The organism is Streptococcus sp. M143 (assembly GCF_000162495.1).
Lineage (GTDB): Bacteria > Bacillota > Bacilli > Lactobacillales > Streptococcaceae > Streptococcus > Streptococcus dentisani.
Window position 1 is genome coordinate 642,631 of record NZ_GG730097.1, and the last position, 16,674, is coordinate 659,304.

Genomic DNA, 16,674 nt, shown 5'->3' on the forward strand with positions numbered 1-16,674 from the left:
TTCACCTCGTCTTAAAAGATACAATATCAGATATCATTATATGAAACTTTCCTCTAGTTCAAAAGCTTCATAAGGTTCAACTAACTCATATCCTAAAAATTCTGCTACTTTTTTGGAAGCCTTGTTATGAGCATCCCAAAGTGGAAACATATCTCTATTTAAACTCTCTAGAATCATTGCAGCACCAAGCTTTTTAGCAAATCCATTTCCTTGTTCGTTTGGTCTAGTTGCAACTTCCACTTCAACTGCTCCACGGTAAACTAAGCCTGAGGAAATCCCAGCAATCAGTTCATTATTTTTAAGAATCACAAAGCCAAATCCACCTTTTAAAACAAAATCCTGATAGGACTCAAAATCCCCCTGTAAATCTTGTGACCATTCTTCCTCAGAAAAGCAGTTATAAATATGATTATCAATGGGCACAATATTGTAACCTTCCTCTAAATGAGTAACTAGAACATTTAGAAATTCAACTTGAAAATTTGCCTTATCTTTAAAAGAATAGCGAGTAAAAGAATTTAGCCCCACTTTCCGATGCAGAAAATCTTGCCAATTAGTATTTTCTGAAATAATAATCTTATAATCTAAACCATATTTTCTAACAAAATCTTCCCAAAATCTGGAATCCAACTCCCCTGCTAGGTATAGAAAATTCCCAACATCATAAAAGCTTGTTGTCCTATCACTGTTTCGGTAGACAGTTCCGATTTGAGATTTAAGACCATAGAGAACCATATTTTCTTCCATGTTTTAAATAGTTCCATTATCCCCCTACTTCACCTTCCAATTTCTATAGCTTGTCATATCTAATTCTGGAAATCCTAATAATTCAGACTTAACCTTCAAAACTAATGGAGATGCATTTTCTGTAGTAATTTCTTCCAAATTCAACCAAAGTACATTTGCTGAATCGTTACTTCCATCAAGAACCTCCTGAGAAATTGAATTTTGAGAGTGTTCAAAATCGAGTACTATATCATAAAAGACCATGATATGGTGTACTGCAAAGTCTTGTCCATCTTCTTGAACCAGCACATCATAAATCCTAGGATTAGCATAACCCTTAAGCTTATATCCTGTCTCTTCCAAAACTTCTCTAATCAAAGTTTCTGTCAGTCCTTCACCTACTTCCTGACTACCACCCGGTAGATCATAACGATGTTGATAAGGGCCTCTCGTTTTTTCAATACAGAGTAACTTCCCATTTTCAAAGCAAATGCCATAGACTCCAAAGTGTTTTTTGATTTCCATCCAACTTCTCCTACTTCAAAGACCAGCCACCATCAATCGTCAGGATTTGTCCTTGCATGGCGCTCGCTTTCCCACTTGCTAAGAAAAAGCTAATCTCTGCTACTTCCTCTGGCTCAATCCAGCGCTTGATTGGCGTTTCACTAGCCACCCAGTCAGCCAATCCACCTGGTTCAAAGTCGGAAGCGGTCATAGCTGTCTTAACAGCTCCTGGAGCGATCCCAAAGACCTGAATCCCAGCTTCAGCATAGTCCAGAGCCAACTGCTTGGTAAAGCCAGCCAAGGCGTGCTTAGACGAGGTATAGGCATGACCACCTCCTCCAGCTAGACTTGAAGCAACGGAGCACATATTAATGATAATTCCTTTTTTATTTTCCAGCATTTGCATCAAATAATAGCGAGTCAACTCAACAGGAGTCACATAGTTGATTTCAAAAATCTCTTGAATTTCCTGCGCTGTTTGATCCAAAAGTGGTTTGTAATCATCTAATACTCCTGCAGTATTACACAAAATATCAACATGAGGACACCAGTCAAAAATAGGCTCCAAGTCCAAGGTCAAATCTCTCTGTAAAAAGTAGAAATCACCCTGTAAGAGTGGATTTTCACCTTGGTCAACTCCATAAACTTGGTAACCCTTCTCTAAAAAGAGTCGAGCTTGAGCAAGTCCGATACCTGAACTCACTCCCGTAATCAATACACGTCTAGTCATGCACTTCTACCCAATCCGTTGCCAAAACATCACAAGGTGTCGGGCTCCACATGGAAAAACCTTCCCCTTCTCCAGACACGTTGATTAGGAAATAGGGCGTCACCTCAAGAGCTACACCATTTTGCTCGATGGTGTCAAAAAGTTGGACATAGTTTTCTGCCCCTCCCCAACCAGTTCGTACATATTTTTTCTTAGCCTTTAATCCAGGCAGGATTTCTTCAAATGTCATGACTGTCTCCTTTGTTGTCTACTTATTTTTATTATAACAAAAAATCGACAACCAATCTATCATGGTTCCCGATTTTGTTCTTCCCTAGTCTTTCCCACCAAGTTTGCTATTGATAGTCATCATGATACTGGCAATTTTCTCTCCCCAGTATGGGTCAGAAGCATAGCGTACATTCATACCAGAAGCTTTGTTCCCAAGGTGGTCTCTTCCGCGGTCAATATAGTTCTCGCGAATCCACTTAGCCGCACCGAGAATCCCCTTATCCACATCATCAAATTTTTTGGCCGAGGTATATGGGCTCGAATCATAAGCCGCAATTCCAAAGAAGTTATTCTTATCCTTGGCAATCTGGCTCCGTCCCCAAGCACTCTCAAGTGCACTATGAGCCATTAAGTAAAGAGCATTCACACCATATCGTTCCTCAGCTTCCTTAAAAATAGCACCCTTACCAGCGAGACGACTATCCCTAATATTCATCAAAGAATAAACTTTATCCAATTCGGCTGCGCTGTAATTACTTGGTTTAGTCAAATTTCTAAAGAGGAAGGGATTTTCAATGGTAAAGCCATCAAAATGAATTCCATCAGTTGAATAATATTTCTTACCAATGGTCATAGCTGAGCTATGTGGCGCAACACGAAGACTCACATAAGGTGATAACTCATGGTAAAAATACTTGCCATCACTTGTATAATGAGGGACAAATTCACTATCTTTATCAATAGCTACTAAATCACTTTTATTCATGAAACCGGATAAACCAGAAATATTGACTGGTATTTGACTATCTTTTTTAGATTGGGCATCTCCAAGCGAGACTATGGTTCCCTGTGATACATAACTCAATCTTTCACCAGAAGCACTATAAACATAAGCAGTAATTGGCTTCACTTTGTAATATTTTGCCTCTGAGATCCACTTCCCATTATTCTGGAAGGAATACTCTTTACCTTTGATCTTAAAAGTACCTGTTACATATCGACCATCATCTTTTAGATAGTACCAAGCATCGTAATCTTTGTCAAAAATCCATTCATTTTTGGCCATATAGCCACCAGATTTAAGGTAGTATGAACCAATCCATTCACGTGAAGCGTAGGCCCCATCTGACTTCAAGTAAAACCAGCTATTGTAGGATTTATCAAAAATCCACTCTTTTTCCGCCATAGCGCCACTATCTTTCAGATAGTAGTCACTTTTCCACTGGCTACTTGCCATCACACCATCACTATTGAAATAGTACCATGTCCCTTTGATTTTCTCCCATTTGTCGCGAGAAATCTTTCCTGAAGCTGTAGCATAGTACCACTTGTCGGATATTTTCACCCAATCGTTTTCTGCCATGGCACCACTACCTTGGAAGAGATAGTCATTATAGATGGTGCGACTAAGCATGACACCTTCTTTATCAAAGTAATACCAGACACCTTCAATCTTTTCCCATTTGTCGCGAGAAATCTTGCCTGAAGCTGTTGCATAGTACCACTTGTCAGATATTTTTACCCAATCATTTTCTGCCATAGCGCCACTATCTTTTAGATAGTAGTCACTTTTCCACTGGCTACTTGCCATCACACCATCGCTATTGAAATAGTACCATGTCCCTTTGATTTTCTCCCATTTGTTGCGAGAAATTTTTCCTGAAGCTGTGGCATAGTACCACTTGTCAGATATTTTCACCCAATCGTTTTCTGCCATGGCACCACTACCTTGGAAGAGATAGTCATTATAGATGGTGCGACTAAGCATGACACCTTCTTTATCAAAGTAATACCAGACACCACCAATTTTTTTCCAGTTTACGACAGACTGGTTATTTTCATAAAAACGCCAGTTTCCTCGCTCTTTTTTCCAACCTTCCTTGATAAGGTCCTCTTTTTTCCTTTTTGGATGAGTCATCTTTAGAAGAATTTTCCTCTTTTACAACCGGCTCTTTCTTGGGCTCCACTTGGGGAACTTCCTTTTTCGAAGTAGCTTCTTCTTTTTTCTCGACTACATCCGTGGTCTGAGTTTTTTTCGTAACCTGAGATTCTTCAGCATATACTGATGTCTTTGCAAATCCTGCCATAGAAAGAACGACAGTACTTGCAAGTAGTATCTTCTTCATTTTATTCTCCTCAGTAAAAATCAATCTACACTATTACTATTTTATAAACCCTATTGTAACATAGTTAACAGACGGAAATATTACAAATTGATGAAGATTCTATGTCTTGTTGACGATAAGGAAGGTCTATCTTATCTCAGACTGGCTTTGACTTCTCGACGAAGTTCTTCTAAACTGCTAATGCCATACTTGTCCATGACTTTTGGCAGATTTTCGATGATATCAGGGCAGGCATAAGGGTTAGTAAAGTTTGCTGTTCCAACTCCGATGGCAGAGGCACCAGCCAGATACATTTCAAGCGCTGCTTCAGCCGAATCCACTCCCCCCATTCCAATGATGGGAAGGTCTGTTGTTTGGGCGACTTGGCGGATCAGTTTGAGAGCGACTGGAAAGACTGCTGGACCAGACATTCCACCCGTTCCATTGGCTAAGATTGGCTTTCTGGTTTTGAGGTCAAAACGCATACCGACTAGAGTATTAATCATAGTCAAGCCACTTGCTCCCGCATCCTCTGCTGCCTTTGCGACGGTGACGATATCCGTCACACTAGGGGTTAACTTGACATAGACTGGTACATCAGAGGCTTCCACAGCCGCTTTTACCACTTCGTAAGCTAGATCAGGATCTTGCCCAATCAAAAGTCCATGATTGCCATGATCCACATTAGGACAAGAGATATTGAGCTCGATCGCTTTTACATTAGCTGCTTTGGAAATTCCTCGAGAAACGGCTGCATACTCTTGTTTTGAAAAGCCTGCTACATTGGCAATGATGGGAAGCGTAGAATACTCTCTTTCCAACCAAGGTAACTTTTCAGCCAAAACAGCTTCTAAACCCGGATTTTGCAAACCGATTGCATTGAGCATACCAGCAGGCGTCTCTGCCACCCTGGGAGTTAGATTACCAAAACGGGGTTCAAGGGTTGTTGCCTTGATCATAATAGAACCTAAAAGGTCTAAATCATAGTACTTGGCATACTCTTGTCCAAAACCAAAACAGCCTGATGCTGGTATGATAGGATTTTTCAAGTCCAAGCCCGGTAGAGAGACTTGTAAACGATTTGTAGTCATGACTTTCTCCTTATAATACAACTGTTCCTGTACGGAAAACAGGGCCATCTTCACAGACGCGTTGGCTGACCGTCTCACTTTCTGGCACTTTTAGAACACAGGCATAGCAGGCCCCCATCCCACAAGCCATACGAGATTCAAGAGATAGATAGGCTCTTGGGTGCTCATAAAATCTTTGATTGATGTACTTCATCATTCCTGGAGCTCCACATGAGTAGACGGCGTCAAACTGATTTTCTAATTCATTGATGACGACTGCGACATTTCCCTTGATACCATAAGAACCATCATCTGTCGTTACAAAGACCCGACCATATTGGGCCAATTCCTTTTCGAGAATAACAGCATCCTTGTTAGCAAAACCGAGAACTGTTACTACTTTCACCCCTCGCGCATGCAATTCCTTGGCTACCTCAAGCAAGGGTGGAACACCAATTCCCCCACCAACGAGGAGAACTTGGCTCTGGTCGTCCAGATCAGACAAGTCAAAACCATTCCCCTGAGGACCCATCACATCAAGAGTGTCTCCCTGACTTAAGGTTGAGAAAATAGCAGTCCCAGCTCCCTCAATCCGATAAATGAGGTGACACTGCTTGTTTGCTTTGTCAATAGACGAAATTGAAATAGGGCGGCGTAAGAGATGGGCATCATCAGGTACACGCAGATGAAGAAATTGGCCGGCTCGCATGGCTTCAACCATCTCCCCTTCTAGGACTAACTCAAAGATTGCTGGCGCAATTTCCTCTTGTGCGACCACCTTCATGGTTTCCAAACGAATGGCACCCAAACGCTTCTTACATGTGGGATTCATGACTTTTCCTCCTTAAATTTAAGGGGACCAGATAAAGAAAAGACCTTGCAATTGCAAGGCCTCAGTTAGGATAGAACAGAACTCATGCGCACACTTAAAAAGTCCCCACAGAGAGTCCCTCTATTCCTTTTATCTGACACCTTGTGAGTCTCTCTGGACTCCCCTTAAAGGTTAAATTTGTATTAGTATACTCTTTAGATGAAAAAAAGTCAAGTAAAAAACGAACATTCTACTTGACTTCACTGGATTATTTTTCACGAATGACTTCGACCTTGTAGCCGTCAGGATCCTTGACAAAGTAATAGTTTGGTGGGGTTCCTGGTAGACCTTTTGGCTCTGTAACCTCATAGCCTTTAGCGCTATGTTCTTGATGAAGTGCCTCAAGGTCAGGTGTGCTGAGAGCGATATGGGCAAAACCATCTCCTACCACGTAAGGGCCGTGATCATAGTTATAGGTCAACTCTAACTCGTAGTCATCACCCTCAAGTCCTAGATAGACAATTGTGAAAGCATAATCTGGGAAGTCCTTGCGACGCAATTCTTTAAAACCAAAAGCGTCTTGATAAAAGGCGATTGATTTTTCAAGGTTTTCTACTCGCAAGCAAGTGTGTAGCATTTTTGAAGCCATAGCTTTCTCCTTTATTTCTAAAAAGACTGGGACAATCCTGTTCCAGTCTTATCAATTATTATTTACCAAGTTTTGCTTTAGCTGCATCTGCAAGAGCTGTGAAAGCTGCTGCATCGTTAACAGCCAAGTCAGCAAGCATTTTACGGTTAACTTCGATTTCAGCCAATTTCAAACCATGCATCAATTGTGAGTATGAAAGTCCGTTCATACGAGCTGCCGCATTGATACGAGTGATCCACAATTTACGGAAGTCACGTTTCTTTTGACGACGGTCACGGTATGCATAGTAGTAAGAGTTCATTACTTGTTCTTTTGCAGTACGGAACAAGATGTGTTTAGCTCCATAGTAACCTTTTGCTAGTTTAAGAATACGTTTACGACGTTTGCGTGATACAACGCCACCTTTAACACGTGCCATGTTTTATTTCCTCCAAATATTTCCTAGAATTGTTTACTTACTGTTAGGCTATTATTTCAAGCGAGTAAGCATTGCTTTGATACGTTTGAAATCTCCTGAATGCACCATAGATGCTTTACGAAGATGACGACGTTGTTTCTTAGTTTTTCCGTGGAAACGGTGAGAAGTGTAAGCACGGAAACGTTTAAGTCCACCAGAACCTGTACGTTTGAAACGTTTAGCTGATGCGCGGTGTGTTTTTTGTTTTGGCATGATTTTTTCTCCTTTATTTAACTTTCTGACAATTATTTTTTGTCAGTTGCTGGCGCCAACTGCATGAACATTTGGCGTCCATCCATCTTAGCTCGTTGTTCGATGATTGCAATATCTTGTGTTGCTTCAGCAAACTCGGCTAAAACTTTTGCACCAATCTCTTTATGGGTAATCATACGACCCTTAAAGCGGATAGATACCTTAACTTTATTTCCTTTTTCAAGGAATTTACGTGCATTGCGAAGTTTTGTGTCAAAGTCTCCCTTGTCAATAGTTGGACTCAGACGAACTTCTTTCACAGTAACAACACTTTGTTTTTTACGTTGTTCTTTTTGCTTTTTCTGATACTCAAATTTGAACTTACCGTAGTCCATAATTTTAGCAACAGGTGGTTTTGCTTGGGGTTGAATCAATACCAAGTCAACATTTGCACTATCAGCCAATGCTTGCGCTTCGCTGAGTGGCTTGATACCTAGCTGTTCTCCCTCAAGACCGATCAAGCGAACTTCACGTACACGAATTTCATCATTGATGAATAAGTCTTGCTTTGCTATGGTTTTCACCTCTTTTTTATTATTAGAGAAAAACAAGAGCGGGCTCGTAATGATACAAGCCCGCACGTTATGATAGCGTTTCTTAGAAACTTTTCATCCGTAGGGCCAGGCAACTTAATGTCACAAGGCGAGAAGCTCTCACTTCTGCTTTTCTCAACTTTTATATGATACCAAGTTTTCTATCCCTTGTCAAGATAAAAAGTTATTTTTTTAAAAAACTTTCTGTTTTCTTCTTGATGTCCGCATCAAAAAGAGAGAACCTAGTTGGTTCCCTCCCTCTGTTAGTTTTTCCTCACTTTCCGTATAGGAATGCTAAGACCTATTAAAATCTTCCTTTTTACGTGAACTTCCCCATCTTTCGATAAATAGAATACCCACTAACAAAAGGATAATCAGGCAAGGAAGTAAGACCATCCCCATACTCCAATTTAGATCTACATTATCAATCTGCTTAGGTAATCTTCCAGATAAAATCTCCACTGAACGCAAGTAAGTAAAGGGAATCAGATGGGCAATACTCTGAAGAGGTTGGATCGTTTGGATACCAAACAACAAGCCAACAATCCCAATGAGGGAAAGAAAGAGGACAGGCATTTTTTGCTTGAAAAAGTAAGCAATCAAGTAGACGACTTCCACAATGACGATAAAGGCTAAGAAAGCTAAGAGCAAGCTAGGAAATAACACATCTTGTATTTTTCCAATAGTTACCTCTTGATTCGTTAAGCTATAGAACGGATAGGGATAATCTAACTGTCCAAAACCACTTATCAGACTTCCTACTAGAAAAGAAAAGCCACAGATTCCGATAAACAGCACGGTTACATAGCTCATCCCAACTCCAAGAGAGGACATGGCAAATGTCACTTTTGGAAAAGGATACAACTGAGCTGTATCGAGATTATTTTGATATCTTTCTGCAAACAGTTGTGTTAGCATGAAAATAATAGCAATCACAAACAAACTTGGGATGATAACCTCTAAAATCCAGACAATCTGATCAATCCCGTGGGTAGGAAACTCCAAAGTATGTGCTTTTATATTCAAGGGATACAGGGCTTGGTAAATCTTTCGTTGGCGGTCAACCGCCATTTTTAAGTCAGAACTAGCAGTCGGTTGGTTAGATAAAACTTCATAATTTTTTTCTTCACTTTGCCACTGCAAATAGTAGGCTTCTTTCCAGCGTCCTTCTTTTAATAAAGTCAGAATTTCTTTCTTTTGCGTCAAAAGATTTTTTTGCAAGTCTAAATTTTCTTTAGCAAACTGGTATTCCTCCGAGCTGGTGTCAGACATTTGGGAGAGCTTCTCTTCATTCCCATTGATGATTCTCTCATGGTTTACAAGACGGGTTTCCAACTCGCTCTCCAAGCTGTATGAGTTTGCAGTCTGACTATTTAAATAAAAGGTAACACCGAGTACAGATGCAAATAAAAGTAAGATAATCCAGTTTAAACGACTTTTGAAAACTTTCTTTAACAAAAATAGGCTAATATCTTTCATAACGGAACCTCTTCTATCTGCCCCTGACGAATGGTTACCATACTATCGCAAATCTCCACTAACTCCTCTTTGTAGTGGGAACTTAAAAGAACCAACTGCTCTTGTCTATTGATTTGTGCCAATCTATCAAAAAACTTCTGTCGATAATACTCGTCTAAACCATTGGTTACCTCATCCATGAGCCAGCATTTCGCTTGACTGAGGAAGTACATGGCAATCACCAAGCGTTGCTTCATCCCTAAGGAATACTTGCGGATGGGAAGGCTGATATAGTCAGACATTTCCCAGTAGGTGATTTCATCCCTCAAGTTTAGGTCGGACTTCCAGATGTTTTTTATGAGACGAAGGTAGTCCATCCCACTTAAGTTTCCATCCAGCCATTCAACGCTCTCATAATAAAACAAAGAAGGAGAGGCTGCGATATGTCCACTACTAAGGGGAAGCAGCTTGCTCACAGCTCGGAACAGGGTCGTCTTTCCCGAGCCATTGATAGCAAGAAGGCCATAAATCCTACCTTTTTTAAAGGTGAAATCCGCATCTTGCAAGATGACTTGTCGCGTTTTTAAGGTAACATGAGTAAGATTTAACATATCCAGCCCTCCTTTTTCTCACTCTTTAACGATTGTTAGTTTCCTGTCTAGTAGTTAATGACCTCATAGCGAGCGTAGTTCCAGCTTCCACCAACTTTATACTCAGAATAGCTATAATAACGAGACCGTGACGGGATCCTAGCATATTGATGGTCGTGATAGTTGGTACTATATTCCCAAACAGTATTCCAATCATACCGATAACTCTTAGTGACTGTCACAGCAGATATACTGGACTGAAAAAGACCAATAGAGAACAAACTAGCTAATAAAACAACTTTTGCTGATTTTTCATGGTTATCATTGCATTTGTATCATTACTATTGAAAACACTTTCATTATATCGTTTTTCTCATTATTATGCAACAGATTTTTGGTTTATTTTACTAATATATAACATTATCTCTTCCTAACGAACGCTTTCAATTCGCCAACTATTCCATCCTTTAAAGCGAACAGCTCCGTTCTGGTCAGTTCGATAAACTTTGCTATTGATAGTTTCCAGTCGAGTCAAGGTTTCCTGATGGGGGAGTTTGGCACGATTGTTCTTGCCCACTGAAATGAGAGTAATTTCTGGGTTGAGTTTTTCTAGGAAAGCTGGATTTGATGATGTTTTAGAACCATGTTGGCCGACTTTCAAAACATTTACTTTCAAGTCTGGATAGTTCTTCAGCAATTCCTTCTCTCCTTTTTCCTCCAAATTTCCAGTGAAGAGGAAGTGCTTATCCAAGAGTTTTCCAGAAAGAACCAGAGAATCATCACGCTTCCCATCTCCAATCTGCCTTGGAGATAGGACTTCTAACTGACTTCCAAAAATTGGCAAGTTCTCCCCTGCTGTCACACTGCGCACCTTGGTTTGGCTTGCTTCTAGTTCTGCTACAAATTCCTTCTGTGTCAGACTTCCTTTTGATACTAAAATCTCCCCAACATGGAAAGCCTTGGTCACCTGCAGCAAATCTCCAACATGTTCTTTATCTGTGTTGGTCAAAATCAGCTGGTCAATCTTGTCTACTCCGCGACTTTTAAGATAGGGAATCAAGGTTCTCTGGGCATTGCTGGTCGTCGCCTTTTCTTGCCAAGCCTCGATTTTCTTAGTAGACTCTGCCTTACCACCCACATCTATGAGAATGGTTTTACCTGTTACATCCCGTAGGAAAATACTTTCCCCTTGCCCAACATCCAGCATGGTGATTTCATTTTCCAGTGGATACTTGGTCAAGAAAAAGAGCCCCACAATAAAGAGACTGAATCCTGCTACTCTTTTGATGTTTTTTCTCATATCATATACCAAGGCTAATGAAACTAAGAGAAGAATCAAAAGCCATGCATTGGGTTGACCAAAGACCAGAGGCCTGCTTGCCAGCTGCGATACCAAGCGAATGATGTCCTCCAACCACTCAAAGACAAAGTTAAACTGAGTGACTGGGTAAACAAAGGATAGAAAGAATAAGATGGACAAAAGCGGCAAGAAGACCACATCAAACAGAAAGGAAAAGACAAAGGTCAAAAGGATAGACCAAGGTTGAAATTCTGCAAAATAGAAGGATAGAATGGGCAATATTCCCAAGGAAATGACCAGACTTTCTCTGGCAACAGCCTTGAGCCTCTCGCCTTCTTTGCTAGTCATGGTCAAGATAAAGGCATAAGCACAGGACAAGACACCTCCTGCCGTTAGGAAAAAGTTAGGCATGATGATAAAGAGAACAAGCACCGTCAAAGCAAAGTTATCCAAGCCCTTAACACCATGTTGGGCCAGTAGCTTTTGCAAGAGACTGCGAATGACCGAAGCTGAAAATCCTGTCAGACCTGCATAGATAAGGGAAAAGGGATAGGTCAGCCATTTCCACTTTTCTTGAGTTAAACCCAGACGCAATAAAAGTTTCTTAAAGGCATCCATAAAGAAGCCCACTTGCATACCTGACAAGGCAAAGAGATGGATAATTCCTAGACTAGAATAAAGTTCATTCATCTCCTCAAAGTCCGTGTCCAAATGTCCTAACAGAAGGCCCGTCATATAATTACGCATAGGATCTGGAAAGTGCGTCTTAATCCAAACCACAGCCTTTCGACGTAAACTGGACAAATTTTCTCCTATATCCCAACTGCTAACTTTTTTAAGTGACTGGATACTCTTGATAGTCAGTGTCTGGTAAATCCCCTGGGTCTTTAGATAGGCTTGGTAGTTAAATCCACCAAAATTCCTCTGACCTTCTGGCTCTGAAAGCTTCCCTTCTAATTCCAAGTCATGAAGGTCTGTCAAGGCTTGAAATTGCTCTTTCTCCTCCTCGGACTGGAGTTTATAATAAACTTGGAAAGTGCGACCTTCAGCCTTTCCCCGAAAGGACAGACTGTCTCCATTGACTTTGATGGTATCTGGTAAAATCCGTACCCTTTCAACAGAATCCACTAGGTTCTGACTAGCTTGTGTCTGTTGCCAAGTTTGAAACAGAAACCAAAATCCAAAAACTCCACAAATCGCTAGAACTCTACCAGCCGATTTCCATGGAAATTGGAAAAAGAGGCAGACGAGCAAAAAAACAAAACCTAGCAGTGCGAGATAGGACGCTCCAAAAATGGCATAGTAAAGCCAGAGTAACAGAAAGCTCAGATAGATTAGGGGGATAGGGAAATTCTTAGTCCACTGTAACATAGTCTTTTAACTTTTCTATGGTCTTTGCGCCAATGCCAGAGACTTTCTTTAATTCATCTACCGACTTGAATTTGCCATTTGCCTCACGATGATCGATAATATCCTGGGCTCGTTTTCCTCCCAAGCCTTTGACCTGTTTAAGTTCTTCCAGACTAGCTTTATTGAGGTTGACCTTCTTTTCTTTACTTGTCGAAGGAGTCGTTCCAGAGGCAGCCTGCTGACTAACTGCTTCTTCTCCCTTAGTTGGAACATAGACCAGAGCCTCGTCACTGACTTTCTGAGCAAGATTGAGCGATTTGCTATCTGCCTCCTCTGTCAAGCCACCAGCTTTCTGAACAGCATCATGAACCCTACTGCCAACTGGCAAATCATAAATCCCTGGTGATTTGACAGCGCCTTTGACATCTACTGTGATCAGGTCTTGTTCAGGAGATTCTTCCTTTTCTTCCTTCTTCATTTCTTTTTCAGACGATGAATCCTTTGAAACAGCTGCAACTTCAGTCTGCAAATTCGTTTCTGTGACGGGTGTTTGTGAAGTTGGTTTTAGTAGGAAAAATCCGCCGAGGGCCAAACCCAAGCCAGCACAGATGACAATGATTTTATATTCTTTGATTTTCTCGATAATGACTTCCATTTTTTCTCCTCTCTTAACTTATTCGTAAGAGAAAGAAAAAACAGTCAAAAATTTCTTTTCAACTGCTTATTTATTGGCAAAATACTCTTCCTTGGTCAAAGCATAATGAACTCTTGTAACAATTCTCCCTGGTTCTTTATTATCCATTCTAGCATAGGGTTCTTCATGTGAAAAACGCATACCTGATTTCTCCATGACTCTTCCAGATGCGGGATTGTCCTTGTCGTGAAGAGCGGTCAACTTATTCATTCCAATCTTCTCAAAAGCCAGCTCAATCACGGCACGATTGGCTTCTGTCGTCAATCCTTGATTCCAATACTTTTGGTTGATAATGTAACCAATAGCTGCTTTTTTGAGAATGGGGTCAATCTTGTGCAAGTCAATGGTACCGATAAACTTGCCATTGCTTTTTAGTTCTATTCCCCAACGTCCCAAGGGACTAGCCAAGTAGAACTGGGCGATGTTATTCTTGGTTTCTTCTAAGCATTGATTTGTTGGAAAAGTGTAGCGTGTATTTTCTCTGTCTGAGGCATACTCAAACATAGCTTCCGCATCATCCAAGGTTACAGGTCGGAGCAATAAACGCTCTGTCTCCACTATTGGATACTGGGCAAATTTCACAAATATTGATTCCATACTTTTCCCTCCATTAGAGCTTGATTCTCACTAGTCTAGCATAAATAAATTTGGATGACAAGTTTTTCTTGATTTTTGAAGCGGTTTCATATACAATAAAACCATCACATTTTTCATTTATGAACTGGAATGTGACAACTAAAACAATACCGTCAATTGAAAGGTAGGTTATCTCTATGTTAATCGGAATTCCAAAAGAAATTAAGAACAATGAAAACCGTGTTGCCCTCACACCTGCTGGTGTTTATAGCTTAGTTAGCCGTGGTCACCGCGTCCTCATCGAAACAAATGCTGGTCTTGGTTCAGGCTTTACTGATGCTGACTATCAAAAGCAAGGAGCTGAGATTGTCGCTACTGCTGGCGAAGCCTGGGCAGCAGAGTTAGTCGTGAAAGTAAAAGAGCCATTAGCTTCTGAATATGCTTACTTGCGCGATGATCTTCTCCTCTTTACCTACTTGCACATGGCCGCTGCTCCAGAATTAGCAGATACCATGCTAGCAGCAAAAACAACAGGAATTGCCTATGAGACTGTCCGTGACTCCCTAGGTCACCTACCACTCCTCGTTCCAATGAGTGAGGTTGCCGGTCGTATGGCAGTTCAAATCGGTGCTCACTTCCTTACCAAACAAGCTGGCGGCTCTGGTGTCCTACTTGGTGGTGTACCGGGTGTTCCAAAAGGAAAAGTAACCATCATCGGTGGCGGTGTCGTTGGTACACATGCTGCCCGCATCGCCTTGGGACTCGGTGCTCAAGTGACTATTTTAGATATCAGTGCTAAACGTCTCTCTGTACTAGAAGAAGTCTTTGGAAACCAAATCCAAACTCTTATGTCAAATTCTTTCAACATCGAAGCAAGTGTGAGAGATGCTGATGTGGTGATTGGTGCAGTTCTCATCCCTGGTGCTAAGGCTCCAAAACTGGTGACAGACGAGATGGTCAAACAAATGCGTCCGGGATCTGTCATCGTTGACGTTGCCGTTGACCAAGGTGGTGTTATCGCAACAGCTGATCGTGTGACAACGCACGATGAGCCCGTCTATGAAAAACATGGGGTGCTCCACTATGCTGTTGCCAACATCCCTGGCGCGGTAGCTCGTACTTCAACCATCGCCCTAACTAATGTCACCCTTCCTTATATCGAAGCTTTAGCTGACAAGGGATTCCAAAAAGCAGTCACTGAAGATCAAGGCTTACGTGAAGGAGTGACAACTTACCAAGGTTACTTGACTAGTCTTCCAGTTGCCCAAGGGCTAGATAAGGATTACACTTCGATTGATGAACTTGTCTAAAGACATTAACTAATTAACACAGATACGATAAAGAGCAGCTTCATCTGAACTGCTCTTTTTGCTATTCTGTTTCTTCGTTCTTCTCTTCATTTTTAACTGGAGCTGGTTCATAGGCTCGGATAATTTGAGCGACAACTGGATGGCGAACCACATCCTTGGCTGAAAAATGAACAAAGTCAATTTGGTGAATGTTCTTAAGCTTTTCTTGGGCATCAATCAAACCTGACTTGACGTTACGTGGAAGGTCAATCTGACTGATATCTCCATTGACAATCATCTTAGAATTAAAACCTAAACGCGTCAAGAACATCTTCATCTGCATGATAGTCGTATTTTGCGCCTCATCAAGAATGACAAAGGCATCATCCAAGGTCCGTCCACGCATGTAGGCGAGGGGCGCAATCTCAATGATTTCACGCTCCATGAGACGGATGGTCTGGTCTTTTCCAAGAATCTGATACAAGGCATCATAAACTGGTCGAAGGTAAGGATCCACCTTTTCCTTGAGATCACCCGGAAGAAATCCAAGACTCTCACCAGCTTCCACTGCTGGACGAGTTAGGATAATTCGCTTGACCTGACCACGTTTGAGGGCTGTCACTGCCAAGGTCACTGCAAGAAAGGTCTTCCCAGTCCCTGCAGGTCCGATTCCAAAGGTCACATCATGCTGTTTGACACTGTCCACATAAAGCTTTTGGCCCAAGGTTTTGACACGGATAGGTTTCCCAGTATTATCCTTGATGATTTCTTCTTCATAAAGGGCGACAAACTTGTCGATTTCATCGTTTTTGACCATGCTAATAGCCGTCACCACATCTGGTGTACCAATCGTCATCCCACGATTCACCAAAACCATCAAGGCTTGGATAACCTGACGGGCTTCCTCACAGGTAGCCTCTTCTCCCAAAACCTGGACAATCTCTGTACGAGCATGAATCACCACATCGAGTTCTTCTTCCATCAAACGAAGATGGCGTTCATTGGAACCAAAAAGATGAAACAGGTCATCTGGATGACTTAGTTGAATGTCTATTGAATGTTCCTTCAAATAAAGAACCTCTCTAATCCGTTTATTTCTTTTTATTATAGCAAAGAGAACAATAAAATACTAGCCTCATCTCATTGTCTCTAGTGTTCTAAGTATTCTTGCCAGATGGCATCAAAGTCTCCTAGGTTAAAAGAGAAACTGGCATGCTCCTCCAAAAAGCGACTTACCTCATCAAAATCATCCGTGTGTTTTGGGAAGGCTGACTCTTCAAAAGCGAGGTCTGCCAAGATAGCTTTGGGACTGTTACTTTTAGGATTGCGCTCAGTCATGAGCCAAGTGTAAAATGATTTTCTCAATTCTT

The 16,674-nt window shown here is 41.3% G+C and carries 19 protein-coding genes, 1 pseudogene and 1 other annotated feature; of the genes and pseudogenes, 1 reads left to right on the plus strand and 19 read right to left on the minus strand.

The genetic code is table 11. The annotated features are described in order from the left end of the window. Positions 1–36: 36 nt before the first annotated feature. The 17 genes and pseudogenes from HMPREF0850_RS09735 to HMPREF0850_RS09820 form a co-directional block, all read right to left on the minus strand. Positions 37–764, minus strand: a pseudogene (locus HMPREF0850_RS09735) (GNAT family N-acetyltransferase). Positions 765–771: 7 nt separating this feature from the next. Continuing rightward, positions 772–1,251, minus strand: coding sequence for an NUDIX hydrolase (locus tag HMPREF0850_RS09740; protein ID WP_000403357.1), 480 nt, complete (start codon positions 1,249–1,251; stop codon positions 772–774). Between the two features lie 10 nt (positions 1,252–1,261). Then, a complete protein-coding gene (locus tag HMPREF0850_RS09745) occupies positions 1,262–1,960 on the minus strand; it encodes a 3-oxoacyl-ACP reductase (RefSeq protein ID WP_000198456.1) in 699 nt (232 codons plus the stop codon). After that, complete coding sequence (locus HMPREF0850_RS09750) at positions 1,953–2,189, minus strand: DUF2829 domain-containing protein (RefSeq protein WP_000141913.1); 237 nt, start codon at positions 2,187–2,189, stop codon at positions 1,953–1,955. Before HMPREF0850_RS09750 ends, HMPREF0850_RS09745 begins: the two co-directional genes overlap by 8 nt. Before the next feature lie 84 nt (positions 2,190–2,273). After that, positions 2,274–4,088, minus strand: a complete 1,815-nt coding sequence (locus HMPREF0850_RS13230) for a glucosaminidase domain-containing protein (RefSeq protein ID WP_009014023.1) — start codon at positions 4,086–4,088, stop codon at positions 2,274–2,276. Continuing rightward, positions 4,009–4,296, minus strand: coding sequence for a hypothetical protein (locus tag HMPREF0850_RS13285; RefSeq protein ID WP_009014024.1), 288 nt, complete (start codon positions 4,294–4,296; stop codon positions 4,009–4,011). The genes HMPREF0850_RS13230 and HMPREF0850_RS13285 overlap by 80 nt, the downstream gene beginning before the upstream one ends. A gap of 131 nt (positions 4,297–4,427) precedes the next feature. Next, the gene (locus tag HMPREF0850_RS09765; RefSeq protein ID WP_198001847.1) at positions 4,428–5,414 is read right to left on the minus strand and encodes a dihydroorotate dehydrogenase; all 987 of its coding nucleotides are present in this window, start codon (positions 5,412–5,414) and stop codon (positions 4,428–4,430) included. Further along, entirely contained in the window at positions 5,377–6,177 is an 801-nt protein-coding gene (locus tag HMPREF0850_RS09770; protein ID WP_001070073.1) for a dihydroorotate dehydrogenase electron transfer subunit, read from the minus strand. Before HMPREF0850_RS09770 ends, HMPREF0850_RS09765 begins: the two co-directional genes overlap by 38 nt. Positions 6,178–6,424: 247 nt before the next feature. Further along, positions 6,425–6,805: a lactoylglutathione lyase gene (gene gloA, locus HMPREF0850_RS09775; protein WP_000157143.1), complete on the minus strand. Its 381-nt coding sequence runs from the start codon at positions 6,803–6,805 to the stop codon at positions 6,425–6,427. 58 nt (positions 6,806–6,863) lie between these two features. Then, a complete protein-coding gene (gene rplT / locus HMPREF0850_RS09780; protein ID WP_000124834.1) occupies positions 6,864–7,223 on the minus strand; it encodes a 50S ribosomal protein L20 in 360 nt (119 codons plus the stop codon). A 51-nt stretch (positions 7,224–7,274) separates the two neighbouring features. After that, positions 7,275–7,475 carry a 50S ribosomal protein L35 gene (gene rpmI, locus HMPREF0850_RS09785; protein ID WP_001125942.1) on the minus strand — a complete coding sequence of 67 codons (201 nt, stop codon included), beginning with the start codon at positions 7,473–7,475 and terminating at the stop codon, positions 7,275–7,277. A 32-nt stretch (positions 7,476–7,507) separates the two neighbouring features. Then, positions 7,508–8,038 carry a translation initiation factor IF-3 gene (gene infC, locus HMPREF0850_RS09790; RefSeq protein WP_000848184.1) on the minus strand — a complete coding sequence of 177 codons (531 nt, stop codon included), beginning with the start codon at positions 8,036–8,038 and terminating at the stop codon, positions 7,508–7,510. 15 nt (positions 8,039–8,053) lie between these two features. Further along, positions 8,054–8,185, minus strand: a sequence feature (ribosomal protein L20 leader region). 156 nt (positions 8,186–8,341) lie between these two features. Further along, complete coding sequence (locus HMPREF0850_RS09795) at positions 8,342–9,526, minus strand: hypothetical protein (RefSeq protein WP_000652064.1); 1,185 nt, start codon at positions 9,524–9,526, stop codon at positions 8,342–8,344. After that, positions 9,523–10,116, minus strand: coding sequence for an ATP-binding cassette domain-containing protein (locus tag HMPREF0850_RS09800; RefSeq protein WP_000933546.1), 594 nt, complete (start codon positions 10,114–10,116; stop codon positions 9,523–9,525). Before HMPREF0850_RS09800 ends, HMPREF0850_RS09795 begins: the two co-directional genes overlap by 4 nt. Positions 10,117–10,525: 409 nt before the next feature. Continuing rightward, complete coding sequence (locus HMPREF0850_RS09810; RefSeq protein WP_000942452.1) at positions 10,526–12,766, minus strand: DNA internalization-related competence protein ComEC/Rec2; 2,241 nt, start codon at positions 12,764–12,766, stop codon at positions 10,526–10,528. Continuing rightward, positions 12,750–13,400, minus strand: coding sequence for a helix-hairpin-helix domain-containing protein (locus tag HMPREF0850_RS09815; protein WP_000452008.1), 651 nt, complete (start codon positions 13,398–13,400; stop codon positions 12,750–12,752). The genes HMPREF0850_RS09810 and HMPREF0850_RS09815 overlap by 17 nt, the downstream gene beginning before the upstream one ends. Positions 13,401–13,466: 66 nt before the next feature. Next, positions 13,467–14,036, minus strand: coding sequence for a GNAT family N-acetyltransferase (locus HMPREF0850_RS09820; protein ID WP_000443738.1), 570 nt, complete (start codon positions 14,034–14,036; stop codon positions 13,467–13,469). Between the two features lie 176 nt (positions 14,037–14,212). On the opposite strand from HMPREF0850_RS09820, the gene ald reads away from it, so the two are divergent. Further along, entirely contained in the window at positions 14,213–15,325 is a 1,113-nt protein-coding gene (gene ald, locus HMPREF0850_RS09825; RefSeq protein WP_000904722.1) for an alanine dehydrogenase, read from the plus strand. Positions 15,326–15,386: 61 nt separating this feature from the next. Here the strand turns inward: ald and HMPREF0850_RS09830 are convergent, their stop codons facing one another. Together HMPREF0850_RS09830 and HMPREF0850_RS09835 are read right to left on the minus strand one after the other, a co-directional pair. Beyond that, positions 15,387–16,373, minus strand: a complete 987-nt coding sequence (locus HMPREF0850_RS09830; RefSeq protein ID WP_000658176.1) for a PhoH family protein — start codon at positions 16,371–16,373, stop codon at positions 15,387–15,389. 80 nt (positions 16,374–16,453) lie between these two features. After that, complete coding sequence (locus tag HMPREF0850_RS09835; RefSeq protein WP_001232084.1) at positions 16,454–16,669, minus strand: YozE family protein; 216 nt, start codon at positions 16,667–16,669, stop codon at positions 16,454–16,456. Positions 16,670–16,674 lie beyond the last annotated feature (5 nt).